Origin of the sequence: Rodentibacter caecimuris, assembly GCF_010587025.1 — a bacterium.
Lineage (GTDB): Bacteria > Pseudomonadota > Gammaproteobacteria > Enterobacterales > Pasteurellaceae > Rodentibacter > Rodentibacter caecimuris.
On record NZ_CP040863.1, the window covers coordinates 288,161 to 312,678 of the forward strand.

At 39.4% G+C, this 24,518-nt stretch carries 22 protein-coding genes and 2 tRNA genes; 13 read left to right on the plus strand and 11 right to left on the minus strand.

Annotated elements, in window-relative coordinates; genetic code table 11:
* Positions 1–399 precede the first annotated feature (399 nt).
* A tRNA-Ser gene (locus FEE42_RS01370) sits at positions 400–489 on the minus strand.
* Positions 490–689: 200 nt separating this feature from the next.
* Here FEE42_RS01370 and FEE42_RS01375 point away from each other — a divergent pair.
* Positions 690–1,355, plus strand: a complete 666-nt coding sequence (locus FEE42_RS01375; protein WP_059366155.1) for a Bax inhibitor-1/YccA family membrane protein — start codon at positions 690–692, stop codon at positions 1,353–1,355.
* 56 nt (positions 1,356–1,411) lie between these two features.
* On the opposite strand, the gene FEE42_RS01380 is transcribed toward FEE42_RS01375, so the two are convergent.
* Together FEE42_RS01380 and argR are read right to left on the minus strand one after the other, a co-directional pair.
* On the minus strand, positions 1,412–2,305 hold the full coding sequence (locus FEE42_RS01380) for a TIGR01777 family oxidoreductase (protein WP_135968514.1): 894 nt from the start codon (positions 2,303–2,305) through the stop codon (positions 1,412–1,414).
* Positions 2,305–2,757 carry a transcriptional regulator ArgR gene (argR, locus tag FEE42_RS01385; protein ID WP_164027528.1) on the minus strand — a complete coding sequence of 151 codons (453 nt, stop codon included), beginning with the start codon at positions 2,755–2,757 and terminating at the stop codon, positions 2,305–2,307. Before argR ends, FEE42_RS01380 begins: the two co-directional genes overlap by 1 nt.
* A 207-nt stretch (positions 2,758–2,964) precedes the next feature.
* On the opposite strand from argR, the gene mdh reads away from it, so the two are divergent.
* The 9 genes from mdh to cysB all read left to right on the plus strand — a co-directional run bounded on the left by mdh (position 2,965) and on the right by cysB (position 14,030).
* On the plus strand, positions 2,965–3,900 hold the full coding sequence (mdh, locus tag FEE42_RS01390; RefSeq protein WP_164027529.1) for a malate dehydrogenase: 936 nt from the start codon (positions 2,965–2,967) through the stop codon (positions 3,898–3,900).
* Positions 3,901–4,211: 311 nt separating this feature from the next.
* Positions 4,212–4,781 (plus strand): ComEA family DNA-binding protein, encoded by a 570-nt coding sequence (locus FEE42_RS01395; RefSeq protein ID WP_164027530.1) that lies wholly within the window; start codon positions 4,212–4,214, stop codon positions 4,779–4,781.
* A gap of 187 nt (positions 4,782–4,968) precedes the next feature.
* On the plus strand, positions 4,969–7,776 hold the full coding sequence (gene sucA, locus FEE42_RS01400; RefSeq protein ID WP_164027531.1) for a 2-oxoglutarate dehydrogenase E1 component: 2,808 nt from the start codon (positions 4,969–4,971) through the stop codon (positions 7,774–7,776).
* Positions 7,777–7,887: 111 nt separating this feature from the next.
* A complete protein-coding gene (odhB, locus tag FEE42_RS01405; protein ID WP_164027532.1) occupies positions 7,888–9,117 on the plus strand; it encodes a 2-oxoglutarate dehydrogenase complex dihydrolipoyllysine-residue succinyltransferase in 1,230 nt (409 codons plus the stop codon).
* A gap of 99 nt (positions 9,118–9,216) precedes the next feature.
* On the plus strand, positions 9,217–10,383 hold the full coding sequence (gene sucC, locus FEE42_RS01410) for an ADP-forming succinate--CoA ligase subunit beta (protein ID WP_164027533.1): 1,167 nt from the start codon (positions 9,217–9,219) through the stop codon (positions 10,381–10,383).
* Between the two features lie 2 nt (positions 10,384–10,385).
* The gene (gene sucD / locus FEE42_RS01415; RefSeq protein WP_164027534.1) at positions 10,386–11,255 is read left to right on the plus strand and encodes a succinate--CoA ligase subunit alpha; all 870 of its coding nucleotides are present in this window, start codon (positions 10,386–10,388) and stop codon (positions 11,253–11,255) included.
* Positions 11,256–11,378: 123 nt separating this feature from the next.
* Positions 11,379–12,002 carry an L-threonylcarbamoyladenylate synthase gene (locus FEE42_RS01420; RefSeq protein WP_059366164.1) on the plus strand — a complete coding sequence of 208 codons (624 nt, stop codon included), beginning with the start codon at positions 11,379–11,381 and terminating at the stop codon, positions 12,000–12,002.
* A gap of 72 nt (positions 12,003–12,074) precedes the next feature.
* A complete protein-coding gene (gene rluB / locus FEE42_RS01425) occupies positions 12,075–13,049 on the plus strand; it encodes a 23S rRNA pseudouridine(2605) synthase RluB (protein ID WP_377092364.1) in 975 nt (324 codons plus the stop codon).
* Between the two features lie 9 nt (positions 13,050–13,058).
* Positions 13,059–14,030 (plus strand): HTH-type transcriptional regulator CysB, encoded by a 972-nt coding sequence (cysB, locus tag FEE42_RS01430; protein WP_164027535.1) that lies wholly within the window; start codon positions 13,059–13,061, stop codon positions 14,028–14,030.
* A 60-nt stretch (positions 14,031–14,090) separates the two neighbouring features.
* Here cysB and prmB read toward each other — a convergent pair whose 3' ends face one another.
* Positions 14,091–15,035: a 50S ribosomal protein L3 N(5)-glutamine methyltransferase gene (gene prmB / locus FEE42_RS01435; protein WP_135968717.1), complete on the minus strand. Its 945-nt coding sequence runs from the start codon at positions 15,033–15,035 to the stop codon at positions 14,091–14,093.
* Positions 15,036–15,130: 95 nt separating this feature from the next.
* Between prmB and smrB the strand changes: the two genes are divergently transcribed.
* Complete coding sequence (gene smrB / locus FEE42_RS01440; RefSeq protein ID WP_135968516.1) at positions 15,131–15,634, plus strand: endonuclease SmrB; 504 nt, start codon at positions 15,131–15,133, stop codon at positions 15,632–15,634.
* Between the two features lie 115 nt (positions 15,635–15,749).
* Here the strand turns inward: smrB and FEE42_RS01445 are convergent, their stop codons facing one another.
* Positions 15,750–16,643, minus strand: coding sequence for a LysR family transcriptional regulator (locus tag FEE42_RS01445; protein ID WP_077587208.1), 894 nt, complete (start codon positions 16,641–16,643; stop codon positions 15,750–15,752).
* A gap of 94 nt (positions 16,644–16,737) precedes the next feature.
* Here FEE42_RS01445 and topA point away from each other — a divergent pair, with 94 nt between their 5' ends.
* The gene (gene topA / locus FEE42_RS01450) at positions 16,738–19,344 is read left to right on the plus strand and encodes a type I DNA topoisomerase (RefSeq protein ID WP_164027536.1); all 2,607 of its coding nucleotides are present in this window, start codon (positions 16,738–16,740) and stop codon (positions 19,342–19,344) included.
* Between the two features lie 41 nt (positions 19,345–19,385).
* On the opposite strand, the gene FEE42_RS01455 is transcribed toward topA, so the two are convergent.
* The 3 genes from FEE42_RS01455 to FEE42_RS01465 form a co-directional block, all read right to left on the minus strand.
* Complete coding sequence (locus tag FEE42_RS01455; protein WP_059366172.1) at positions 19,386–20,219, minus strand: DUF4198 domain-containing protein; 834 nt, start codon at positions 20,217–20,219, stop codon at positions 19,386–19,388.
* 170 nt (positions 20,220–20,389) lie between these two features.
* Complete coding sequence (gene uspE / locus FEE42_RS01460) at positions 20,390–21,310, minus strand: universal stress protein UspE (protein WP_164027537.1); 921 nt, start codon at positions 21,308–21,310, stop codon at positions 20,390–20,392.
* Between the two features lie 121 nt (positions 21,311–21,431).
* Positions 21,432–22,205: an FNR family transcription factor gene (locus tag FEE42_RS01465; protein WP_059366174.1), complete on the minus strand. Its 774-nt coding sequence runs from the start codon at positions 22,203–22,205 to the stop codon at positions 21,432–21,434.
* Positions 22,206–22,499: 294 nt separating this feature from the next.
* Between FEE42_RS01465 and FEE42_RS01470 the strand changes: the two genes are divergently transcribed.
* A tRNA-Leu gene (locus tag FEE42_RS01470) sits at positions 22,500–22,585 on the plus strand.
* Positions 22,586–22,615: 30 nt separating this feature from the next.
* On the opposite strand, the gene FEE42_RS01475 is transcribed toward FEE42_RS01470, so the two are convergent.
* From FEE42_RS01475 to FEE42_RS12925, 3 genes are all read right to left on the minus strand, one after another.
* Positions 22,616–23,707, minus strand: coding sequence for a tyrosine-type recombinase/integrase (locus tag FEE42_RS01475; RefSeq protein ID WP_059366175.1), 1,092 nt, complete (start codon positions 23,705–23,707; stop codon positions 22,616–22,618).
* A gap of 393 nt (positions 23,708–24,100) precedes the next feature.
* Positions 24,101–24,289: a DUF551 domain-containing protein gene (locus tag FEE42_RS01480; protein ID WP_059366176.1), complete on the minus strand. Its 189-nt coding sequence runs from the start codon at positions 24,287–24,289 to the stop codon at positions 24,101–24,103.
* Between the two features lie 42 nt (positions 24,290–24,331).
* Positions 24,332–24,460: a hypothetical protein gene (locus tag FEE42_RS12925; protein ID WP_255204519.1), complete on the minus strand. Its 129-nt coding sequence runs from the start codon at positions 24,458–24,460 to the stop codon at positions 24,332–24,334.
* Positions 24,461–24,518: the final 58 nt, after the last annotated feature.

Below are 24,518 nucleotides of genomic sequence, written 5' to 3' on the forward strand. Positions count from 1 at the left end.
ATAATCTCCCAAAATTTAACTACAAAGCTACTCACAAAAGTAATCTGCCTATAATATTAAGTTAGCAAGAGCATTATCATTAGGTGCAGAAGCAATGGTATTCCTAAAAAAGCGATTTTCGGTTCCATGATCTACGCTATACTTAAGCAAGTTAGTACATTCAAAATGGAATACCATTTATGGCATTGAAAGAGAAGAGCGGATGGGAAATTATCGAACCGGTTCGGAAATGCGCTGATTTAACAAAGGGCGCTAGACTCAAGTCAAATTTGAGTCAAACTCATTTTTGCAACTTAATAATTTAATAGTTGAAAATGATGAACGAGAAGAAATTATAGAAAATAACGAAATGTAAGTTATTGAATTTGAAGACTCTTCATTTATGGAGTTATTAAGAAATGGCGGAGGAAGTGAGATTCGAACTCACGGAGGGCGTAAACCCTCGCCGGTTTTCAAGACCGGTGCCTTCAACCACTCGACCATTCCTCCGTACTTGACGGTGCGTAGTATAATTCAAAATTTTTTGATGTAAATAAAAAACGAGTGAAATCTATTTATTCGGCGTTTATTTATTCATTTTGCTTTCTTTTTAGCCAAAGCAGGAAATAATTTTTGCTCAGCCATTGACTTTTTATACACTCGCCCTTACTTTAGGGTTTGATGCTAACTAACGTTATTAAGGAGCTTTTATGCAATCACGCATTATTGTTGACTCAAGAAACGAATCCTTATTAAGCACCCATAAAGTGCTTCGTAATACTTATTTCTTACTTGGTCTAACAATGGCATTTTCGGCAGTTGTCGCTTATATTTCTATGGCGATGAATTTGCCGTATCCAAACATTATTGTTTTACTTGTTGGCTTTTACGGCTTACTTTTCATTACACATCGTTTAGCTGACCGTCCTGCGGGTATTTTAGCGGCATTTGCCTTTACCGGTTTTATGGGCTATACCATTGGGCCAATTCTCAATATGTATGTGGCAAACGGCATGGAAGATTTAATTATGTTGTCATTTGCCGGCACAGCGATTGTTTTCTTTGCCTGCTCAGCCTATGTATTGACGACAAAAAAAGACATGTCATTCCTTGCAACCGCAATGTTTGCCCTTTTCATTGTGCTTTTACTTGGTATGGTGGCTAGTTTCTTCTTCCAAATACCGGCGTTAGCCATTGCAATTAGTGCATTATTTGTTGTTTTCTCAACGATGACAATTTTGTATGAAACCAGCAATATCATTCACGGTGGTGAAACAAATTATATTCGTGCCACAGTAAGTATTTATGTAGCGATTTATAACTTATTCTTAAGTTTGTTAAGATTGCTCTCAATTTTTTCAAGCAATAATGACTAAATTTGCTTAAAAAAACAAAATGCGCCTTGATTAGGATTAAGGCGCATTTTTTTATATTATTTTTTGGAAAAAAGTGCGGTCAAATATTGGGTTAAATTTTCATATTGAAACGTGAATCCCGCTTCAATAAGCCGTTTCGGCAAAACATATTGGCTTTCTAGTAACATATTGGCACGCTCACCTAAGACGAGTTTTAAGGCAAATTTCGGCGCAGGGAAAGGCGCACAACGTTTTAACGATTGAGCCAATTGTTGGTTAAACGCTCTATTGGTAATTGGTTGGGGTGAAACAAAATTATAAATGCCCTGACACTCGCCATGAGAAAGTAAAAATAAAATGCCGTTTACCATATCTTCTAATGCAATCCATGCCCAGTACTGTTTTCCCGTACCTAATGGACCGGCTAAATTCCAATAATAGAGCGGAAGCATTTTTTTTAATGCCCCGCCATTCGGAGAAAGCACCATACCGGTGCGAAGAATACAGACTTTCGTTTTGGCTTGTAATGCTGTGTTTTCCCAAGCATGGCAAAGTGCTGCCGTGAATGTATGATGAACAGTCGGGCTTGTTTCAGTAAGAACTTTATTGGCTTGATCACCATAAATACCGGCTGCCGAGCCGGAAATCAAGCGTGGGGGATTCACACCGGCATTAATCAACGAAACTAATTGCTGTGTCAGTTTTACTCTGCTATTAAATAATTTTGCTTTTTGTGATGTTGCCCAATGTTTAGTAAAAATAGGTTCACCAGCTAAGTTTATCACTACATCAAACTCATCTAAATTTTTAAGCTGGGAAAGTGCGGTTAAAAATTTCAACGTTTTTTTAGGAAAAAGAGAACGGGCTTTTTTCTCATTGCGAGTGAGAATAGTGAGTTGATGTTGTTCTTCTAGGGCAGAGGTTAATTTTTTTCCGATTAATCCTGTGCCGCCGGTAATAAAAATTTTCATTAAAGTGAGCTTTCAAACAAATTTTTAATATGCTCAATTAGAGTGGAAATTGCAGTTGTACGTGTCGGCGACACGAAAATCGTATCATCGCCGGCAATTGTGCCAAGAATCCCTTCTGCTTTACCAATAGAATCCAATAGGCGTGCAATTAATTGCGCTGCACCCGGAGTGGTCTTAATCACGATTAAAAACTCATTATGATCGATATCCAATACGAGATTTCTTAGTGGGCTACTGGTTGCAGGTATGCTTAATTCATTTGGTAAGCAATAGACCATTTCCATCTTGGTATTACGCACACGCACTGCGCCAAATTTACTCAGCATACGCGAAACTTTAGATTGATTTATAGTTGGAAAACCCTGGCTTTTTAAGGCTTCAACTATTTCACTTTGAGAGGAAAAACGTTCCTGGCTCAGCAATTCTTTAAATGTTTTTGTTAAATCATCCATTTATTCGTTTTAAGATGGGACTAATCCGCATAAGCGTTGCATAAAAATGCAAAATATGCAACTAAAATACAAATTTGAGTAAAAAAAGAGACAAGTTTTATCTAGAAATTTGAGCTAGATCTCATTATTGAATTTCTATGTTTGTAATTTATCGGTTTACCTTTTAAAATTTACAAAGTTAATTAATCTACTTAATAAGGAGTATACATGAAAGTTGCAGTATTAGGTGCAGCCGGCGGTATCGGTCAAGCGTTGGCATTATTGCTAAAACTACAATTACCGGCAGGAACAGAATTATCACTTTATGACATTGCGCCGATAACACCGGGCGTGGCGGCTGATGTCAGCCATATTCCTACAGCCGTGAAAGTGAAAGGTTTTTCAGGTGAAGATCCAAGTCCTGCACTTGAAGGCGCAGATGTGGTATTGATTTCTGCAGGTGTAGCACGTAAGCCAGGTATGGATCGTTCCGATTTATTTAATATCAATGCCGGGATTGTTCGTAATCTTGTTGAAAAAATCGCGGTTGTTTGCCCGAAGGCCTGCATAGGTATTATTACTAATCCGGTTAATACAACAGTTGCTATTGCAGCAGAAGTACTGAAAAAAGCCGGTGTTTATGATAAACGTAAATTATTCGGTGTGACAACGTTAGATGTGCTTCGCTCAGAAACCTTTGTTGCCGAATTGAAAAATCTCAATGTTTCCCGTACGACCGTACCGGTTATCGGGGGGCATTCCGGTGTTACCATCCTTCCATTACTTTCTCAAGTTCCTTATGCGGAGTTTACCGCTGAAGAAATCGTACCATTAACAAAACGTATCCAAAATGCAGGTACTGAAGTTGTAGAAGCCAAAGCCGGTGGCGGATCGGCAACGCTTTCTATGGCTCAAGCCGCCGCTCGTTTTGCCCGCTCTTTAATAAAGGGTTTGAGAGGAGAGACTGTTGTTGAATGCACTTATGTGGAAGGTTATGGAAAATATGCCCGTTTCTTTGCTCAACCGGTTCGTTTAGGTAAAGATGGTGTGGAAGAGATTCTACCAATCGGTTTATTAAGCGAATTTGAACAACATGCATTGGAATCAATGTTGCCGACATTACGTGCAGATATTGAATTAGGTGAGAAATTTATCAACGGTTAATTATAAATTTTATAGAAGAAGCGTCTACATAATAGACGCTTTTTTTTGTAAAAAGGAAATTTTTAAGAAAAACCGTGACTTACTTCACAAATTTGGAAATAGATATTTGCATAAGTATCTTGATGGGAGTAACCTAACCTCACTAAAAATAAGTGCTATCCCAAATAGCCGACATCTATTTTGCTTTCCGAGTAGTGCCTCTTTTGAGGCACTTTTTTTATTCTAAAAATAGAACAGAGTTGAACTAATTCCCTAAATTAGAATCTTAAAGTATGTTCTTCTGACAAAATCACTATTTATAGGAGTTTTTTATGAAATCTTTAAAATCTTTATTAACGTTGACCGCACTTAGCATAGCCGTTGCCGGTTCTGCATTTTCAAATGAAAATACGGTTACCACTCTTAAAAAAGAATCAGTAACGAATGTAAATTCAATGATTCAGAAACAAAAAGAAAATGCTATCGCAGATAAAAATAGTCTAAAAGAGAAAGTCGTTGCGACAAAAGAAAAAGCTAAAGAGGCGGTGAAATCTACAAAAGAAGCGACAAAAGAAAAAATAGATGTAGTGAAAGAAAAAGCTAACTCAATGAAATCATCAGATACTTCATCAATGAAAAACCAAGTTTCTGAGAAATTCAATTCAGCGAAAGAGCAGATTAAAACAGAAAAACAAAAAATTGCCTCAAGTGCTAAAGTAAATATTAATAAAGCGGACGCTGAAACCTTACAAAAACTTTCCGGCATTGGTGAAAAGAAAGCGCAAGCAATTGTGGATTATCGTAATAAAATGGGCAAAATCAAAAATGTGGCGGAATTATCAAAAATTGATGGTTTAGGTGAGACAACCATTGAAAAAATTGCGCCTTACCTGACTTTTTAAAAACAAGGTCAATATCAAGTGTACTTTCTAAAGCTCGACAAATTTGGTCGGGCTTTTTTGTTATAAGTTAAAAATATTGTTGAGCTAGATCACAAATTTGCAACAAACTTATAAATGAGGCATTTTTCCAATTCAATCCTATGTATAATGGAAGAGAAATTAATCGATCATATTATTTGAGGTAAACATGCAACCAAATAAAGATTTTGATGAATGGTTGGCAACAACCGCATTCGGTGGCGCAAACCAAGCCTATATCGAAGAATTATATGAGCGTTATTTAGACGATCCGAATTCTATTGATAAAAGCTGGAAAACAACCTTTGATTCTTTACCCAAATCAACTACGGTTGAACAACCGCATTCGCCGGTGCGTGATTATTTCCGACGTTTAGCCCGTGAAAATAGCACCGAAGCGGTGACAGTGATTGATCCGGAAGCAAGTGCAAAATTAGTAAAAGTATTACAATTTATCAATGCCTACCGTTTCCGTGGTCATTTGGAAGCAAAACTTGATCCCCTCAATTATTATCGTTGGAAAGTATCAAATGTGCCGGAATTAGATTATCGTTATAACGGTTTTACCGAACAAGATCTCAACGAAACTTTCAATATTAACCACTACGTTTATCAACGAGACACCATTAAACTAGCCGATTTAAATGCAATGCTGAAAGAGACCTACTGTGGTTCTATCGGTTTAGAATTTATGCACGTGCAGGATATGGAACAAAAGATGTGGCTTCAAAATAAATTGGAAGGCCGCTTAAATCAACCGCTCTTTACCCATGAAGAAAAAAAGAATTTTCTTAATGAATTAACCGCTGCTGATGGATTGGAACGTTATCTTGGTGCGAAATTTCCAGGGGCAAAACGTTTCTCTTTAGAGGGAAGTGATGCTTTTATCCCGTTAATGAAAGAAATTATTCGCCACGCCAGCAAACAAGGTGTGAAAGATGTAATGATGGGGATGGCACACCGAGGGCGTTTAAATATGCTGGTGAATGTGCTGGGTAAAAAACCGAAGGATCTCTTTGATGAGTTTGCAGGTAAACATTCGGGCGACCGTACCGGTGACGTTAAATATCATCAGGGATTTTCATCCGATTTTGCTGTTGGTGAAAAGCATGTTCATTTAACCCTCGCTTTCAACCCGTCTCATTTAGAAATTGTTAGCCCTGTGGTGATAGGCGCTGTACGTTCACGCCAAACTAAGAAAAATGATGTAGAACGTTCACAAGTGTTAGCCGTGACGGTGCATGGTGATTCAGCGGTAGCGGGGCAAGGTGTTGTACAAGAAACCTTAAATATGTCGAATGCCCGTGGTTATACGGTAGGTGGCACTATTCGCATCGTGATCAATAACCAAATCGGTTTTACCACATCTAATCCAAATGACACTCGTTCCACAGAATATTGCACTGATATTGCAAAAATGATCCAAGCGCCGATAATTCACGTCAATGGTGATGATCCGGAAGCTGTTGCTTTTGTTGCCCGTATGGCAGTGGAATATCGCAGTTTATTCAAACGGGATATTTTCATTGATTTGATTTCTTATCGTCGTCATGGACATAATGAAGCCGACGAACCTTTGGCTACACAACCAATGATGTACAGCATCATTAAGAAACATCCGACACCACGTGAGGTCTATGCTGCTCGTTTAGTAAAAGAAGGTGTGATTACTGAAGAACAAGTCATTGAAATGATGAATTTATATCGTGACAGTCTAGATAATGGCGAACGTGTAGTGGCAGAATGGCGTGAAATGGATACGGCGAAAATGGATTGGTTGCAATATCTTAATTATGACTGGACATCGCCTTATGAAAGTAAATTCCCGCAAGATCGTTTTATCACGCTGGCAAAACGTGTATGTGAATATCCGGAAAGTTTACGTGCACACCCGCGTGTTGAAAAAATTTATAATGATCGCAAAGCCATGTATCAGGGCGAAAAATTGCTTGACTGGGGAATGGCTGAAACTATGGCATATGCAACTTTACTTGATGAGGGAGTAAACGTTCGCTTATCAGGGGAAGATGCGGGAAGGGGGACGTTCTTCCATCGTCACGCTGTAGTACATAACCAAAATGATGGAACAGGCTATGTACCGCTCACACATTTGCATGCCAACCAGGGGCGTTTTGAAGTGTGGGATTCGGTGCTATCTGAAGAATCAGTACTTGCCTTTGAATATGGTTATGCAACCACCGATCCGAAAACCCTAACGATTTGGGAAGCGCAATTTGGTGATTTTGCTAATGGTGCACAAATCGTGATTGATCAATTTATCAGTTCGGGAGAACAAAAATGGAACAGAATGTGCGGTTTGGTGATGTTGTTACCGCATGGGTATGAAGGTCAAGGACCGGAACATTCTTCCGCTCGTTTAGAACGTTATCTGCAACTTTGTGCAGAGCAAAATATGCAGGTTTGTATCCCTTCTACACCGGCACAGGTTTATCATATGTTACGTCGTCAAGCTTTGCGTAAAATGCGTCGTCCGTTAATTGGGATTTCACCAAAATCTTTATTGCGCCACCCGTTAGCCGTATCAAGTTTAGATGAACTTGTTAATGGTTCATTCCAAACGGTAATTGGTGAAATGGACGAACTAGATCCGAAAGGGGTTAAACGTATTGTGATGTGTTCAGGAAAAGTCTATTACGATTTGCTGGAACAGCGTCGAGCCAATAATCAAACTGATGTAGCAATTATCCGAATCGAACAACTTTATCCTTATCCGCATGAAGATATGAAAAAAGCCCTTGAACCTTATGCCCATGTAAAAGATTATGTATGGTGTCAAGAAGAACCCCTTAATCAGGGGGCGTGGTATAGCTGCAAACATAATTTTGAAAGTTCCATTCCTGAGGATATTAAATTGAAATATGCAGGGCGTCCGGCTTCGGCTTCACCGGCTGTTGGATATATGTCATTACATGTTAAACAGCAAAAACAATTGGTTGAAGAGGCATTGACATTGTAAAGTGCGGTGCAAAATTTGCATGTTTTCATGAGTGGAATAATCCACTAATAAGAGTAACCAAAATGGTGGGCTAAAACCCACATGAGAAAAAATAGTAAAGGAAAAACGACCATGACAATCGAAGTTCTTGTTCCAGATTTACCCGAATCCGTTGCGGATGCCACTGTGGCAACATGGCATAAAAAAGTAGGGGATGCAGTAAAACGTGACGAAGTGTTAGTTGAAATTGAAACGGATAAAGTCGTGTTAGAAGTACCGGCTCAGTCCGATGGTGTGATTACGGAAATTTTAGAAGCCGAAGGCGCAACGGTAGTTAGCAAACAACTACTCGGTAAACTTTCCAAAGCTCAAGCAGGTGATGTTAGTACGACAAAGATCAATGAATCGAATGAGCCGACACCGGCAGATCGCCATCATTCAGCCATTGAAAATAGTCAACACAATGCTGATGATCACGGGCCTGCAATCAGACGTTTACTGGCGGAACATGATCTTGATGCCTCTCAAATTCAGGGCTCCGGTGTAGGCGGTCGATTAACCCGTGAAGATATTGAGCGTGAAATTGCGAAACGGGATGCGCAAAAAGCAAAACAACAGGTGGCAACAGAACAAAATACCATCAGTACAGTGGCTTACCAGTCTCGTTCTGAAAAACGCGTTCCAATGACACGTTTACGCAAACGCATTGCAGAGCGTTTACTTGAAGCAAAAAACAGCACTGCAATGCTCACGACATTTAATGAAGTGGATATGCAACCGATAATGAAATTGCGTAAAACCTACGGTGAAAAATTTGAAAAACAGCATGATGTACGTTTAGGCTTTATGTCGTTCTATATTAAAGCTGTGGTCGAAGCGTTAAAACGTTATCCGGAAGTAAATGCTTCTATTGATGACGATGATATTGTTTACCATAATTACTTTGATATTAGTATCGCTGTTTCTACCCCTCGCGGTTTGGTTACACCGGTGTTACGTAACTGCGATAAACTAAGTATGGCGGAAATCGAAAAACAAATTAAAGCACTGGCAGAAAAAGGTCGCGATGGCAAGTTAACGGTGGAAGATTTAACCGGTGGAAATTTCACTATTACTAATGGTGGGGTGTTTGGTTCATTAATGTCCACCCCGATTATTAATCCACCGCAGAGTGCGATTCTAGGCATGCATGCGATTAAAGAGAGACCGATCGCATTGAATGGGGAAGTTGTAATTCGTCCAATGATGTATCTGGCGTTGTCTTATGATCACCGTTTAATTGACGGTAAAGAATCCGTTGGTTTCCTTGTCGCCGTTAAAGAATTATTGGAAGATCCGACAAGATTATTATTGGAAATTTAGAGTAAAAGTGCGGTCAATTTTGATCGCATTTTTATTTTTCGACGAAAAGATGACTATTTTCACATATCCTAAATAACCAGAAAAAAGCAGGTAAACCTTATGAATTTACACGAATATCAAGCAAAACAGCTTTTTAAAGAATATGATCTACCGGTGAGTGAAGGGATTATTTGTCATTCGGCGGATGATGCCGCCATGGCGCTTTTCCAACTTAACGGTGATCGTTGGATCGCAAAATGCCAAGTTCATGCCGGAGGCCGAGGAAAAGCCGGTGGTGTAAAACTGGTACATAATGCGGAAGAAGCCCGATCTTTTGCCCATCAATGGCTGGGAAATCGTTTGGTAACTTTCCAAACCGATAAACAAGGCCAACCGGTAAATAGTATCTATATTGAGGAAACCTGTGATATTGCTCAAGAACTTTATCTTGGTGCAGTGATTGATCGTTCTTCACAACAAATTATCTTTATGGCATCTTCCGCTGGTGGAATGAATATTGAAGATGTCGCTCGCGAAACGCCTCATTTGATTCATAAAGTCGCCATTGATCCGTTATTTGGCGGTATGCCGTATCAAGGCAGAGAATTAGCATTTAAATTAGGTTTAAGCGGAGAACAAAATAAACAGTTTGCTCATGCATTTGTACAATTAGCGAAGTTATTTATAGAAAAAGATCTTTCGCTTTTAGAAGTTAATCCGCTAGTGGTGACGAAGCAAGGTCAGTTGCTGTGTTTAGATGCCAAAATGACGATTGACGATAATGCGTTGTTTCGCCATAAGGATTTACTGGCTTTCCAAGATTTAAGCCAAAGCGATTTACGAGAAGCTGAAGCGGAAAAACATCAACTCAATTATGTCGCCTTAGAAGGGGATATCGGTTGTATGGTAAACGGTGCGGGGCTTGCCATGGGAACGATGGATATGGTGAAACTTTATGGCGGAAATCCGGCAAATTTCCTCGATGTTGGGGGCGGTGCGACAAAAGAACGGGTTACTGAAGCCTTCAAAATTATTTTGACAGATAAGGGTGTAAAAGCCATTTTAGTCAATATTTTCGGAGGAATTGTTCGTTGTGATTTAATTGCCGAAGGGGTTATTGCCGCTATCAAAGAAGTTGGGATAAATGTTCCTGTTGTAGTGCGTTTAGAAGGCACGAATGTTGAGTTAGGGCGTAAAATCCTGTCAGACAGTGGGGTAAATCTTATTGTCGAAAATAGTTTAAAAGATGCCGCACAAGCTGTAGTAAAAGCGGCAAAAGGAGCGTAATTATGTCGATCTTAATTAATAAAGATACTAAAGTTATTTGCCAAGGTTTCACCGGTACACAGGGTACGTTCCATTCCGAGCAAGCATTGGCTTATGGCACAAAAATGGTAGGCGGTGTATCCCCTAATAAAGGAGGAAGTACGCATTTGGGATTACCGGTTTTTAACACGGTAAGAGAGGCGGTGGAGACTACCGGTGCGACAGCGACAATGATTTATGTGCCGGCGGCATTTTGTAAAGATGCCATCCTAGAAGCCATTGATGCTGGCATTCAATTAATTATTTGTATCACAGAAGGTATCCCAACTTTGGATATGCTTACGGTGAAACAAAAATTAAATGAAACCGGTGTGATTATGATAGGGCCTAATTGTCCGGGCATTATTACGCCGGATGAATGCAAAATCGGTATTATGCCGGGGCATATTCATAAAAAAGGCAAAGTCGGTATTGTTTCCCGTTCCGGAACATTAACTTATGAAGCAGTAAAACAAACCACTGATGAAGGCTTTGGGCAATCCACTTGTGTGGGAATAGGTGGCGATCCGATTCCGGGCTCAAGTTTCATTGATATTTTAAAACGTTTCCAAGATGATCCCGAAACCGAAGCCATTGTAATGATTGGTGAGATCGGTGGTTCCGCAGAGGAAGAAGCAGAGGCTTATATTAAAGCCCATGTCACCAAACCGATGGTTGGCTATATTGCCGGCGTTACCGCTCCGAAAGGCAAACGAATGGGGCATGCCGGGGCAATTATTAGTGGTGGTAAAGGCACTGCTGAGGATAAAATCGCCGCCCTTGAAGCAGCAGGGGTTAAAACAGTAAGAAGTTTAGCGGAGATTGGTTCGGCATTAAGAACATTATTAAAATAAAAACACATTTAAGAAATGACCGCACTTTGCCAATGTATTCAAAGTGCGGTTTTTTTATAACAAGTTGTTATAACGTCATGATTAAAAGGTGTATAATCTCAAGCTTATTTTAAGGAAAAAATTATGAGCCAATTTTTTTATATTCATCCTGACAATCCACAAGCACGTTTAATCAACCAAGCGGTAGATATTTTGCGTAAAGGCGGCGTGATTGTGTACCCTACAGATTCCGGTTATGCATTAGGTTGTATGCTTGGAGATAAACATGCGATGGATCGTATTATTGCGATTCGCAAATTGCCGGAAGGGCATAATTTCACCTTGGTGTGTCGTGATTTATCCGAGCTTTCTAATTATGCAACCGTGAGTAATGTTGCTTATCGTTTAATTAAAAATAATACGCCGGGACGTTATACTTTTATCCTGACGGCAACTAAAGAACTGCCGCGTCGTTTGATGACATCAAAACGTAAAACCATTGGTTTACGGGTGCCGGATAATCAGATCGCCTTAGATTTATTAGCGGCATTAGGTGAGCCGATTCTTTCCTGCTCACTTATGTTACCGGGGGAAGAGCATATAACACAATCCGATCCGGAAGAAATTCGGGAACGTCTGGAACATCAAGTGGAGTTAATTATTCATGGAGGGTATTTAGGGCAAGCGCCGACAACGGTGGTGGATTTAACAGAAGATACACCGGTTATTTTACGTGAAGGAAGCGGTTCTAGCGAACCATTTATTTAATTTAAATTTATACAAGACGCTTGTGAAAGCGACAAAGGAAATAAGATGAAAATCAATCAATCCAACAAAAATATCAAAAAACAGAGTGAAAACCGACCGCACTTTGAGCATAAAAAGAAGCAAAGTACAGTACATTCTGAGCATAAAGCCCTAACGAAACGCCAAACATCCTCATCATCTAACACGAAAATTGAGGGGGAAAAATTACAGAAAGTTCTCGCGCGTGCAGGGCAAGGATCTCGTCGTGAAATTGAGGCAATGATTGCTGAAAATCGGGTGAGTGTGGATGGAAAAATAGCGACACTTGGTGATCGAATTGATGTCCATTCCGGTGTGAAAGTACGTATTGACGGTCGTATTATTAATCTTCAACAGGCGCAAAAAGAAATGTGTCGTGTATTGATGTATTACAAACCGGAAGGTGAACTTTGTACCCGTAGCGATCCGGAAGGACGTGCAACGGTATTCGATCGTTTGCCACGCTTGAATGGCGCGCGTTGGATTGCTGTGGGGCGTTTAGATATTAACACTTCCGGTCTATTGTTATTTACCACTGACGGTGAACTGGCAAATCGGCTTATGCATCCTAGCCGAGAGGTAGAACGTGAGTATTCCGTCCGTGTATTCGGACAAGTGGATGATGTTATGTTAGCCCGTTTACGCAAAGGTGTTCAGCTTGAAGATGGTCCGGCAAATTTCAAAGAAATTAAATTTATCGGTGGCGTGGGAATGAATCAGTGGTATGAAGTCACATTGATGGAAGGACGCAATCGTGAAGTGCGCCGTTTATGGGAGTCTCAAGGTATTCAAGTCAGTCGCTTGATTCGTATTCGTTATGGAAATATCAAATTAATGAAAGGCTTACCGCGGGGCGGATGGGAAGAAATGGATCTTGAGAAGGTGAACTATCTGCGCGAATTAGTGGGATTAGCGCCGGAAACGGAAAGTAAACTTGATGTAACAAGACCTCGTCGCCGGCCTAAATCCGGACAAATCCGTAAAGCGGTGAAACGTTACGCTGAATTAGGAAAACGCTATAAAAAATAGGTGTCTGCGATGAAAATGCAACAACTTCGTTATATTGTGGAAATAGTGAATCAAAATTTGAATGTTACGGAAGCGGCAAATGCGCTTTATACGTCACAACCGGGTATCAGTAAACAAGTGCGTTTGTTGGAAGACGAATTAGGCTTAGAAATTTTTGAACGTAATGGCAAACATATTAAATCCGTTACACCGGCAGGGAAAAAAATCATTGCTATTGCGCGCGAATTGTTAGTGAAAGCGGAAAGTATTAAATCCGTTGCATGTGAATATACACGCCCGAATCACGGAGTGCTGCGCATTGCGACTACAAATACCCAAGCACGTTATATGTTACCTTCAGTGATTGAACGCTTTTCTAAACAATATCCCGATGTAAGTTTACATATTCATCAAGGTTCACCAACTCAAATTCATGATGCTTTAGTATCGGGGGAAGTTGATTTGGCGATCACAACAGAGGCTCCATATCTTTTTGATGATCTCATTCAATTACCTTGTTATTTGTGGAATCGTTCTGCGATTGTGAAAAAAGATCACCCGTTGGCACAAGTCAAAAATTTGACGATTGAAGAATTGGGGCAGTATCCGCTAGTGACTTATACCTTTGGTTTTACAGGCGTATCCGATTTAGATTACGCCTTTAACGCTGCCGGTATTCTTCCGAACATCGTATTTACCGCTACTGATGCGGATGTGATAAAAACTTACGTGCGTTTGGGACTGGGCGTAGGGATTATGGCAAGTATGGCGCATACCGAGCTTGATAATGATCTTGTTGCGATTGATGCAAGTCATTTATTCCCTTCCGGTATGACTCAAATCGCCTTTAAACACAGCACTTTCTTACGTAATTATATGTATGATTTTATTGAATATTTTTCACCTCATCTCACACGTTCAATCGTAGAAAAAGCAGAACGATTACGTGATAACAATGCTGTGAAAAAATTGTTTGATAACGTGGAACTGGAAGTTAAGTAGTTACATTATGGAAATAATAAGAGCGGTTGAAATTCAGGAGAATATTGACCGCTCTTTCAATTAAAATAAATCTTGATGTTTCACCAATTCTTCACGAGTGATAGCAAATACTCCCACACCACCATTTTTAAGCTCAACCCAGTTAAATGGCACATCAGGGTATTGCTCAATCAGACTTACCATACTATTTCCCACCTCGCAAGCTAATATACCGTTTTCCGTTAAATAATCAGGTGCTTGTTTTAAAATTAGTTTGGTGAGCTCCAAGCCGTCTTTACCCGAACCCAATGCAAGCTCAGGTTCAAAATGAAACTCCTCCGGCATATCGGCAAGATCGTCTTCATCTACATAAGGTGGGTTCGTCACAATAAGATCGTATTTTTGCCCAAGAATATTCTCAAATAAATTTGATTGAATAGGGAATACACGGTGCTCCAATTGGTGACGGGCAATATTGATTTCCGCTATGTTTAAAGCATCAAAGGATAAATCCACCGCATCCACTTCCGCCTCGGGGAAAGCATAGGCGCAGGCAATCGCAATACAACCGCTGCCGGTACAAAGATCAAGAATATGTTGTGGCGTTTGTTTCATTAGCCCTTCAAAGCGATCCTGAATGAGTGCGCTAATTGGCGAACGAGGAATAATTGTGCGTTCATCCACATAAAATTCATGACCACAAAACCACGCACTGTTTGTTAGGTAGGCAACCGGTACACGTTGTTCTATACGGGTTAAAACCAGTTGGACGAGGCTTTCTTTTTCTGAGGGGGTTAAACGGCTGTGGAATAATTCGGTCGGTAGATCAATAGGCAATTGTAAACCGGCAAGCACAAGTTGAAGGCTTTCATCCCAAGCATTATCATAACCTTGTCCATAGTAAATATCAGAACGGTTAAATGTGCTATATGTCCAACGGAGAAAATCTTGAATGGTATGAAGTTCATGGGCAACGTTATCTTCTAAAATTGTTGCGACCAACTCTTGATTATAGGTAATGTCCATCATATTTTCCTTGTGAAAAAATTTGCCTAGTTATACCACATAAGGCCGTTGATAACTATGATATGATAAGCAAAATTTAAATTGAGTGAAGAAAAATGCAAGACGAATTTGAGTTGTTTCGTGCAGAAACGAAAGGTATTAAACCTATCAAACAAGATACGTTTGTAGCACCGCGCCAAAAGAGCGGTCAAAAAAAATCCCATTTACGTGATATTCGTGAAAAAGAAGATACATTATTCTATTTTTCTGATGAATATGAACCGTTACTGAATGAAAACGATGGGGTCGTAAAATACCTTCGGGAAGGTGAGAATTCCCATTTACTTAAACAATTACGCCGAGGAGATTTTTCTCCTGAATTATTTTTAGATTTACACGGTTTAACCCGTGAACAGGCGAAAATGGAATTAGCGGCTTTATTGCTTGCCTGCGAAAGTGAGAGAGTATATTGTGCCAGTGTTATGACGGGCTACGGCACTTTCACCTTAAAAAAACAAATTCCCCGCTGGCTTGTTCAACATCCCAACGTGAGGGCATTACATCAGGCTCCGAGAGAATGGGGTGGCGAAGCGGCAATTTTGATTTTGCTGGATGTGTAATTATCCTTTTTATTATGGAAGGAAGAAAAGCATAAAAAGTGCGGTCAATTTTGATGTCATTTTTTCGATGAAAATATTCAAAAGTTTGACCGCACTTAAGTTGATTTGCCAAAAATTAAATTTCAGAACACAACCCTAAACTAGCCAAAAACTCAATAAAAGCCCGTACTTTTGCCGGCAAATGCCGGCGGTTTGGATAGACAATATGAATTTCCAATTCTTGTTGTTTGTACTCCGGTAAAATTTCCACTAACTCTCCGGTTTTAAAAGCATCGCCTAAAATAAAGCGGGGTAAATTGACAATCCCAAGCCCTGATTTCGCCATATCTAATAGCGCTAAGCCATTATTGCTCACAACTTTTGATTTGATTTTAAAGCGTTGTATTTGATTTGGTCGTACGCCTTGCCAATTTACTTGATTTAATGTGCTTTTATAGAGTAACCCTTCATGGTGTTCGAGGTCATCAGGTGTTTGGGGAATACCATATCGCTCAAGATAACGGGGAGAGGCGGCAAAGTGAATACTGGATGTACTGATTTTACGAGCAACTAAAGAACTATCTTGCATGTAGCCAATGCGTAAAGCAAGGTCGTAGCCCTCAGCAAGGAGATCGATTTTTTTATCATTAAATTCTACTTCAATATGTAAATTAGGATGTGCCGCAATAAACATAGGTAAGTTAGGGGAGATAAATAATAAGCCAAAATCACGCGGTACCGAAATAAGAAGATTGCCTTGCAGACTTGTTGTCATATTGCTGATACTGGCATCAGCTTCATCTAAATCAAGTAAAATACCTTGGCAACGTTGGTAATACATCATACCGGCTTCAGTTGGCATAATTTTTCTTGTGGTACGTTGTAACAAACGGGTTTTTAGATGTTCTTCCAGTTGAGAAACCAATTTACTCGCCATCGCGACAGAAATATTTTGTTGTAATGCTGCTTGAGTAAAACTCTGGGTTTCAACCACCTTACAAAAAATGGAAATCGCATTGAGTTTGTCCATTTATGTTCCTTTTTTCAAAAAATACTTGATTTTGATTACGTAACTTTGCACTATACCGCCAATTTTACAAAATTCCAGTCAATTAGGTAATCAAATGAGTAAATCTTTGGTGATTGTTGAGTCACCGGCAAAAGCAAAAACTATTAATAAATATTTAGGCAGCCAATATGTGGTGAAATCTAGTGTGGGACACATTCGGGATTTACCGACAGTGGGAACAAGTACGGGCGAGAAAGCTAAGCCAATTTCGACCAAAGGAATGAGTGCGGAAGAAAAAGCGAAAATTAAAGCAGAAAAAGAACGTAGCGCTTTAGTTAAACGCATGGGGATTGATCCTTATCACGATTGGAAAGCCAATTATCAAATCCTTCCGGGAAAAGAAAAAGTAGTAGCGGAATTAAAATCGCTGGCAAAGAAAACAGATCATGTCTATCTTGCCACCGATTTGGATAGAGAAGGAGAGGCTATTGCATGGCATTTACGAGAAGTGATTGGCGGTGATGATGACCGTTTTAGCCGTGTAGTATTTAATGAAATCACTAAAAATGCGATTAAACAAGCCTTTGAAAAACCTGAACAATTGAATATGGATCGGGTGAACGCTCAACAAACACGCCGTTTCTTAGACCGTGTGGTGGGTTTTATGGTATCGCCGCTACTCTGGAAAAAGGTTGCACGAGGTTTATCCGCAGGACGTGTGCAATCTGTTGCAGTCAAATTATTAGTGGAACGTGAGCGTGAAATTAAGGCATTTCAACCGGAAGAATATTGGGAAGTAGGCGTTCTCACCCAAACTTTAGGTAAAGAAAATATTAGGTTGGATGTTACCGATTATAAAGGAAAGAAATTTGATCCCAAGAATCAGAAGGATGCTCAAAGTGCGGTTGATTTTCTGAACGTTTCTGATTACGTTGTCACAAATCTAGAAACCAAACCAACCAGTTCACGTCCGCGCGCACCTTTTATTACCTCTACTTTACAGCAAACTGCAAGCACTCGCTTGAGTTTTGGTGTGAAGAAAACCATGATGTTAGCACAGCGTCTTTATGAGGCAGGCTATATTACCTATATGCGTACGGACTCTACAAATTTGAGCCAAGATGCACTCAATATGGCACGTAACCACATTGAAAAACACTTTGGTTTACAATATTTGCCGACAAAACCTAATTTCTATTCGAGCAAAGAAAATGCACAGGAAGCCCATGAGGCAATTCGCCCTTCCGACATAGCCATTTTGCCGGAACATTTGGAAGGAATGGAAAAAGATGCGGTTCGTCTTTACGATTTAATTTGGCGTCAATTTTTAGCCTGTCAAATGCCGCCTGCACAATATGATAGTAGTACGCTTACCGTTACTGCAGGTGACTATACTTTGAAAGCCAAGGGAAGAATTTTACGTTTTGATGGTTGGACAAAAGTACTGCCACAACTGGGGAAAAATCCTGAAGATCAAGAATTGCCTTCAGTTGCTGTTTCAGAGAAATTAACTCTAAAAGAAGTACAACCAAGCCAACATTTTACTAAACCTCCGGCGCGTTTTACCGAAGCTGCGTTGGTAAAAGAGTTGGAAAAACGTGGGATAGGTCGCCCTTCTACCTATGCTACAATTATTTCGACTATTCAAGAGCGTGGCTATGTGAGAACGGAAAATCGTCGTTTTTATGCTGAGAAAATGGGGGAAATAGTTACGGATCGCTTAAATGAATCTTTTGGTGATTTAATGAACTATGATTTTACGGCAAATATGGAAAATGTGCTTGATCAAATCGCCTCCGGTTCTACGAATTGGAAAACAGAATTAAATCAATTTTTTAAAGATTTCTCTAATCAATTATCAAAAGCGGAGTTAGATGAATTAGAAGGCGGTATGCGCCCAAATAGCTTGGTTGAAACAGAGATTAAATGCCCGACATGTGGCAGAAATATGGCAATTCGTACGGCAAGTACCGGTGTATTTTTGGGTTGTACAGGTTATGCTTTACCGCTTAAGGAACGCTGCAAAACAACGATTAACTTAATTCCAGAGGCCGAATTGTTGAATGTATTAGATGAATCTTCTGAAACAAAAGCCTTAATGGAACGCAAACGTTGCCCGAAATGTGATACTGCGATGGACAGCTATATTATCGACGCAGCAAGAAAAATTCATATTTGTGGTAATAATCCGAATTGCGACGGCTATTTGATTGAAGAAGGCTCTTTTAAAATAAAAGGGTATGAAGGGCCTGTTGTTGAGTGTGACAAATGTGGTGCGGATATGCACTTGAAATTAGGTCGTTTCGGTAAATATATGGCTTGTACAAAATGTGATAACACTCGCAAAATTTTGAAAAATGGAGAGGTTGCCCCACCAAAAGAAGAGCCGGTACATTTCCCTGAATTGAAATGTGAAAAATCTGATGCTTATTTTGTACTACGTGATGGCGCAAGTGGGGTATTTATGTCTGCCCATAATTTCCCTAAATCACGTGAAACACGTCCGGCAAAAGTAGCTGAATTGGCATTATATCGTGAGCGTTTACCGGAAAAATTGGCTTATCTTGCAGATGCACCACAAAAAGATCCTGAGGGTAATGAAGCCATTATTCGTTTTAGCCGTAAAGAGAAAAAGCAATATGTAACTTCTGAAAAAGAGGGTAAAGCAACAAAATGGATTGTTGATTTTGTTGATGGAAAATGGCTTGAACGGAAAAAATAGAAAAGAAAAAGTGCGGTTAATTTTAACCGCACTTTTTGTTTTTAATGATGATGTTCCGGTTTTGTAGGGAGCTTATCCAAACCTTTTCCTACAGGAAGAATTAAGGTTGAATAATTTGCCGATTGTTGGCAAATATTTTGATCGGCAAATGGCGTTTTATGAACGACTTTAATTTTCCAAATACCGTCAATTAACGGGAGGATATTTATTCGCCCTTGATTATCGGTTTTTCCAGAAAAGCCTTGAGGTTCACGATGGCTTGTTGCCGCCTCTAAATCTTTGACTATGACCGTATCTGCCGTTGCAATCACTGTTTCTCCTGCTAATGGCATATCATTATAGAAAATTTGAACAGGGAAAGCCTCGCCCGATTTTACTTTGCTTGGATCTTTCAACGGGACAATTTCAAGAGGTAATCCTACTCGGGTTAATGCCATTTCTGCATTTAAAGGTTGATTTCCTACAGTAACAAGACTTTTACCAAACATCTGGGTTTGTTCACAGTAAGTTGCATTTGGTGTCCCTTGAATATTATCCATTCTCCAACCTTCAGCGTTTTGTGACCAAAAAGTCGGTTTGTAGGTTGCGGTAACCCAATAAGAACCGGTTTTTAAAGGTTTTTCAGATTGATATTGATAATTTTCACCTTTTTGTATCAAGGTTTGATGCTCACCATCTTGGTTAATAATTTCCATTGGGGCAAAAATATGTAAACGGGCTTCGGGGATTTTTTCAACGTAAGGGTAGTCCCCATAAGCAAGTTCAGCTTTTAAAATATCCTCTGCTTTTAACTGCTGAGGTGCGGATACCCAAACTTCGTGAGCTTGTACACTACCGACAAAAAGGGCTAATCCTAAGATCAGATTTTTTTTCATTATTCTCTCCTTTAAATGAAAATCATTCTCTAAAACTGGGTAGGGGAATATAGAAGAAAAGTAAAGGATGATCGAGTTGTTTTTTTTAAATTTGTGACAAAGATCACAAAAAGTGCGGTCATTTAAAAAATTATTTTTATAGCCACACTTTTTTGTAATTAAGCTTCTTTTTATTTGGAGGGTTTGATAGCAAGTAAATTGCAATTTAATTTGCTGATAACATGCTCTGCAGTATTACCAAGTAATGCGGCGGACAAACCGGTGCGACCGACTGTTCCGAGAATTACAAGTTCAGCTTCAATTTTTTGTGCCACTTCTGGGATGACGTCCTCAGGAAAACCCTCATTTACATGAGTATGATCTTCATCAATACCGAATTTTTGGCGCAATGCTTTCATATTAATTAAATGCTGTCCACGAACGCCATTTTCATAGCCCTGAGTATTAAATTCAGGTAAATCAATTGCCATATTAATTGGCGTGATAGGATAGGCGGCAACAAGATGAACGTTACCACGGTTTAGTCTTTCAGCGAGAGAAATCCCGGTTGATACCAGTTCTTGATTAAATTCATCTTGATAGTCCTGCTCACCGGATACGTTTACAGCAATAAGAATTCGGCGCTGATGTTTCCAATTACCATCACGAACCATAAGAACGGGAACGGGACATTTGCGTAATAGTTGCCAATCCACCGGAGTAAAGATAAGAGAGGTTAAACTTTCCTCATCTTTAGTATATTTAACAACCAAATCATATTGGTTTTTTTCAACTTCTTCACGAATACCTTCTGCTTCATTGCTATTCCAAACAATGTGAGAGTTAAATTCAATTTGCGGATCAGCATATTTATCCAGATAAAATTGAACGGCTTGACGATGTTGCTCTATGGCTGTCTTGTGCATTTCTTCACGTTCTTCAGAAGATAACAAGGCAGTCATTTCATAGGATAAATCATAAACGGTTAATAATGTTGTAATCTTGATTTTTTCAATACTTTCTTGTTCTTTTACAAGACGAACAGCACGAGCAAGGGCATATTGTTTTTCATTATCCGGATTAAGAACAACTAAGATATTTTTAAATTTCATTACTACCTCCTTGGATTACTTCTCATAGCATAAAAAAGAATTTGTAATATGACAAGAAAAGAACCCTAAAAAACTGATCTGGTGCAAATAAATTAAGTAACGTGAAAATCACGCCCAACTTTTATTCAGCCATTGTGATTTTTGTTTTATTTATCCCGGAAAGCTCAATTAATTCATTGATATTATTTATAATAATGTATTTTCCTTGTACAGAAAGTACATCTAATTTTTGGAATCGACCTAAGAGACGGCTGATTGTTTCAACAGTTAAACCAAGATAGTTACCAATATCACCACGAGTCATCGTTAAACGAAATTCTTTTGCCGAAAAACCACGGGCAGAGTAGCGCTTAGAAAGGTTATGGATAAATGCGGCAAGGCGTTCTTCCGCATTCATTTTAGAAAGTAATAAAATCATTTCTTGGTCTCTTTTGATTTCACTACTCATTAAACGGATTATCTGATGACGAAGTTTAGGCATTTTTCCTGAAAGTTCGTCTAAAATATCAAAAGGTATCTCACATACCATAGAGGTTTCTAAGGCTTGTGCAAAACTAGGATGCTTCATATTTGTGATCGCATCAAAGCCCACTACATCGCCAGGCAAATGAAAAGAGGTGATTTGTTCTTCACCTGTTTCACTAACTGTATAACTTTTAATCGTTCCGGAACGGATTGCATAAATGGAATTCAGCTTATCACCAGCTTTAAATAATATTTGCGATTTTTGAATGGGCTTTTTTCGTTCAATGATATTGTCTAATTGATTAAGTTCGTGTTCATTTAATGTGAAAGGAATACAAAGTTGGCTAATACTGCAGTCCTGGCAATGAATAGCTCCACTTATTGATTGAGCACGGCATCCAGCCTTAGTTTCTGAAACGAAATTTCTCATTTAACCCTCAGATTTTTTTTAATAATAGTGTAAAATTGATCTAGCTCAAAGATTTTAACACTAAATAGGGATTTTCAGAAGATGGCAGCAGAAAAATTAACGAAGAAAAGGTTGGTTCAAATTTTAGTGGCATTATGTATTCTGGGAAGCGCATTTGTTTGGCGATATTTTTTATCCTAAACATATAGTAATAACGCTAAAAGAAGTTTGCTTAATTTTAAATCAAATAAATTAAAAAATTGAGTTTTTACTTGCGAGCGGATTTTATATGCGTATAATCTCCCTCGTACCCAAGCCTGGGTGGCGAAATTGGTAGACGCAGCGGATTCAAAATCCGCCGGTGAATAACCGTGTCGGTTCGAGTCCGACCCTAGGCACCAAATTTAAAAAAGTCGTAAGTTATTGATAAATCAATGGTTTACGGCTTTTTTATTTGTGCTTTTTTCGTTTATTTCGTCATTTTCTGCGGTGATTTTTGAAGTGTCGATCGCAGAGTTTGACGTAAATTTGACGTGGTTTGCGTATCTCAACAAATGGTCAGCGTTGAGATGTGCATAACGTTTTACCATTTCCAAGGTTTCCCAACCCCCCAAATCTTTTAGCACCATCAATGGGGTGCCATTTTGAACATGCCAGCTCGCCCAGGTGTGACGCAAATCATGGAAACGGAAATTCTCAATTTTGCACCGTTTGAGTGCGCGTTTGAAATCGTAGGCATCAATTTCGCTGATTCGTTTTCCTTTTCCACGGTGAAAGACATAAGGTGAAATACGCTCAAATGTTCGCCTTTTCAAAATAGCCATTGCTTCGCCGCCTAATAACAAAGATCTTGCTTTGCCTGATTTGGCAATATCGCTTGTTACAATGGCTACTTGTCTTTCTATGTCAATTTTATCCCATGTTAATGTGAGGATCTCACTCGCTCTTGCGCCGGTGGCGAGAGCAAATGCGCAGACATCTTTCATCCATTCCAGTTGTAATGCATTGATTAAGCTTTGCGCTTTTGTTTGGCTTATCCATCGTACTCTTATTTTAGGTTCTCTGTTGCGTGGAATGTGCGGTATGCTATCAATCCAACCTGCTTTTTGTGCAAGGGATAGTACACGCATAATAGAGGAGCGGTAACGATTTTGGGTGGAAGGAGAAATTGGCTCTTTTGTGCCTGTTTTGTGAGTGGGGAGGGCGTTTAGAATATCATCGGTTGTTAAAGAGCTAAGTAGCCGTCCTGATAATGCCTCACGCCAATATTCCACATGGCGGATTTTAGTGGTGAAATCCTTTTGCCCTTGTGAAATCTCGAGGAAACGAATTAACGCCTCTTCGATTGTTCTTTCCGGCTTTTTGTTGAGTTTTTCAACTTGCCAAAGTTCGTGTTTTAACTTGTCGTGATATTCTTGCGCGAGCCTTTTTTCAGTTGTTTTAGCAGAGCATCTAATTCTTTCTCCGCTCGGTGTGGCAATATCGATTTGCCATATCCCGTTTTTTGATTTTCTGATCGACATTTTCTTTTCTCCGAATCGCCGACCTGTATATCTCGGCATAAATTATTCTTCTTTTTCTTACTTTGTTCAAGAACTGATTTTTCTACAAGCCAAATCTTTGAAGATTTCATTTGAAAAAATCCCCATTCTTTTTTACGGGCAAAAACAGTAGAGTAGCTTAAATTCAGTAGTTTTGCCGCTTGCTTGACTGTTAATGTCTGCTCCATATTTTCTCCACTACTTCAAAATATCCGGCACCTCAACAACTTTTAGCTGTTCAGGTGTCTTGTCTTTGTACTTAAGATAATAGTTGACGATCTCGGTCGCTTGCTCTTCCGTTACAGTTCTATGAGTTTCTTGGACCACCGTCCAAATATGTCTATATTGGCATTCAAGCACGACGTATCGTGTTAATTATTTGGGCTGTTCCGGCAAAGGTTGCCAGTATGTTACGTTTGCATAAGAGTTACTTGGAAAGGTGAACCACTTATCATTAACTCTTTCTGCAACAAAAATACATAAATGATTGCAGCATAAAACTTGTTGAAAATTATCCGGCAATCTATCCTCAACACTGATCCAGCCGTTATTGTTTTCACTCATTTTTTAAGTCCTCTTTGTTTGTTAATTTCATTATTTGTTTTCCTAAAAAGCCTGTTCAATTCTATGTATAGGTGCCATTTTTCCGTCATAATCATTACCAAGTTCTAAGTGCCACGCCAAGCTGATAAATACCAACGCTATCAGTGTAATTTTTACCTTTCTAATGCTCATTTTCTGTTCCTTTTGCTGAATCTAAGGTGCAAGAAACCGCCACACGATTTTCACGGGG

Bases quoted from the DNA above. Each gene is read 5' to 3' on its own strand.
- smrB (WP_135968516.1), top strand. From the start codon at position 15,131: ATGCAAGACGAATTTGAGTTGTTTCGTGCAGAAACGAAAGGTATTAAA.
- FEE42_RS01445 (WP_077587208.1), bottom strand. From the start codon at position 16,643: ATGGACAAACTCAATGCGATTTCCATTTTTTGTAAGGTGGTTGAAACC.
- FEE42_RS12925 (WP_255204519.1), bottom strand. From the start codon at position 24,460: ATGAGCATTAGAAAGGTAAAAATTACACTGATAGCGTTGGTATTTATC.
- topA (WP_164027536.1), top strand. From the start codon at position 16,738: ATGAGTAAATCTTTGGTGATTGTTGAGTCACCGGCAAAAGCAAAAACT.
- FEE42_RS01420 (WP_059366164.1), top strand. From the start codon at position 11,379: ATGAGCCAATTTTTTTATATTCATCCTGACAATCCACAAGCACGTTTA.
- FEE42_RS01455 (WP_059366172.1), bottom strand. From the start codon at position 20,219: ATGAAAAAAAATCTGATCTTAGGATTAGCCCTTTTTGTCGGTAGTGTA.
- FEE42_RS01480 (WP_059366176.1), bottom strand. From the start codon at position 24,289: ATGAGTGAAAACAATAACGGCTGGATCAGTGTTGAGGATAGATTGCCG.
- FEE42_RS01465 (WP_059366174.1), bottom strand. From the start codon at position 22,205: ATGAGAAATTTCGTTTCAGAAACTAAGGCTGGATGCCGTGCTCAATCA.
- sucC (WP_164027533.1), top strand. From the start codon at position 9,217: ATGAATTTACACGAATATCAAGCAAAACAGCTTTTTAAAGAATATGAT.
- FEE42_RS01375 (WP_059366155.1), top strand. From the start codon at position 690: ATGCAATCACGCATTATTGTTGACTCAAGAAACGAATCCTTATTAAGC.
- uspE (WP_164027537.1), bottom strand. From the start codon at position 21,310: ATGAAATTTAAAAATATCTTAGTTGTTCTTAATCCGGATAATGAAAAA.
- sucD (WP_164027534.1), top strand. From the start codon at position 10,386: ATGTCGATCTTAATTAATAAAGATACTAAAGTTATTTGCCAAGGTTTC.
- mdh (WP_164027529.1), top strand. From the start codon at position 2,965: ATGAAAGTTGCAGTATTAGGTGCAGCCGGCGGTATCGGTCAAGCGTTG.
- FEE42_RS01380 (WP_135968514.1), bottom strand. From the start codon at position 2,305: ATGAAAATTTTTATTACCGGCGGCACAGGATTAATCGGAAAAAAATTA.
- cysB (WP_164027535.1), top strand. From the start codon at position 13,059: ATGAAAATGCAACAACTTCGTTATATTGTGGAAATAGTGAATCAAAAT.
- prmB (WP_135968717.1), bottom strand. From the start codon at position 15,035: ATGGACATTACCTATAATCAAGAGTTGGTCGCAACAATTTTAGAAGAT.
- argR (WP_164027528.1), bottom strand. From the start codon at position 2,757: ATGGATGATTTAACAAAAACATTTAAAGAATTGCTGAGCCAGGAACGT.
- sucA (WP_164027531.1), top strand. From the start codon at position 4,969: ATGCAACCAAATAAAGATTTTGATGAATGGTTGGCAACAACCGCATTC.
- odhB (WP_164027532.1), top strand. From the start codon at position 7,888: ATGACAATCGAAGTTCTTGTTCCAGATTTACCCGAATCCGTTGCGGAT.
- FEE42_RS01475 (WP_059366175.1), bottom strand. From the start codon at position 23,707: ATGTCGATCAGAAAATCAAAAAACGGGATATGGCAAATCGATATTGCC.
- FEE42_RS01395 (WP_164027530.1), top strand. From the start codon at position 4,212: ATGAAATCTTTAAAATCTTTATTAACGTTGACCGCACTTAGCATAGCC.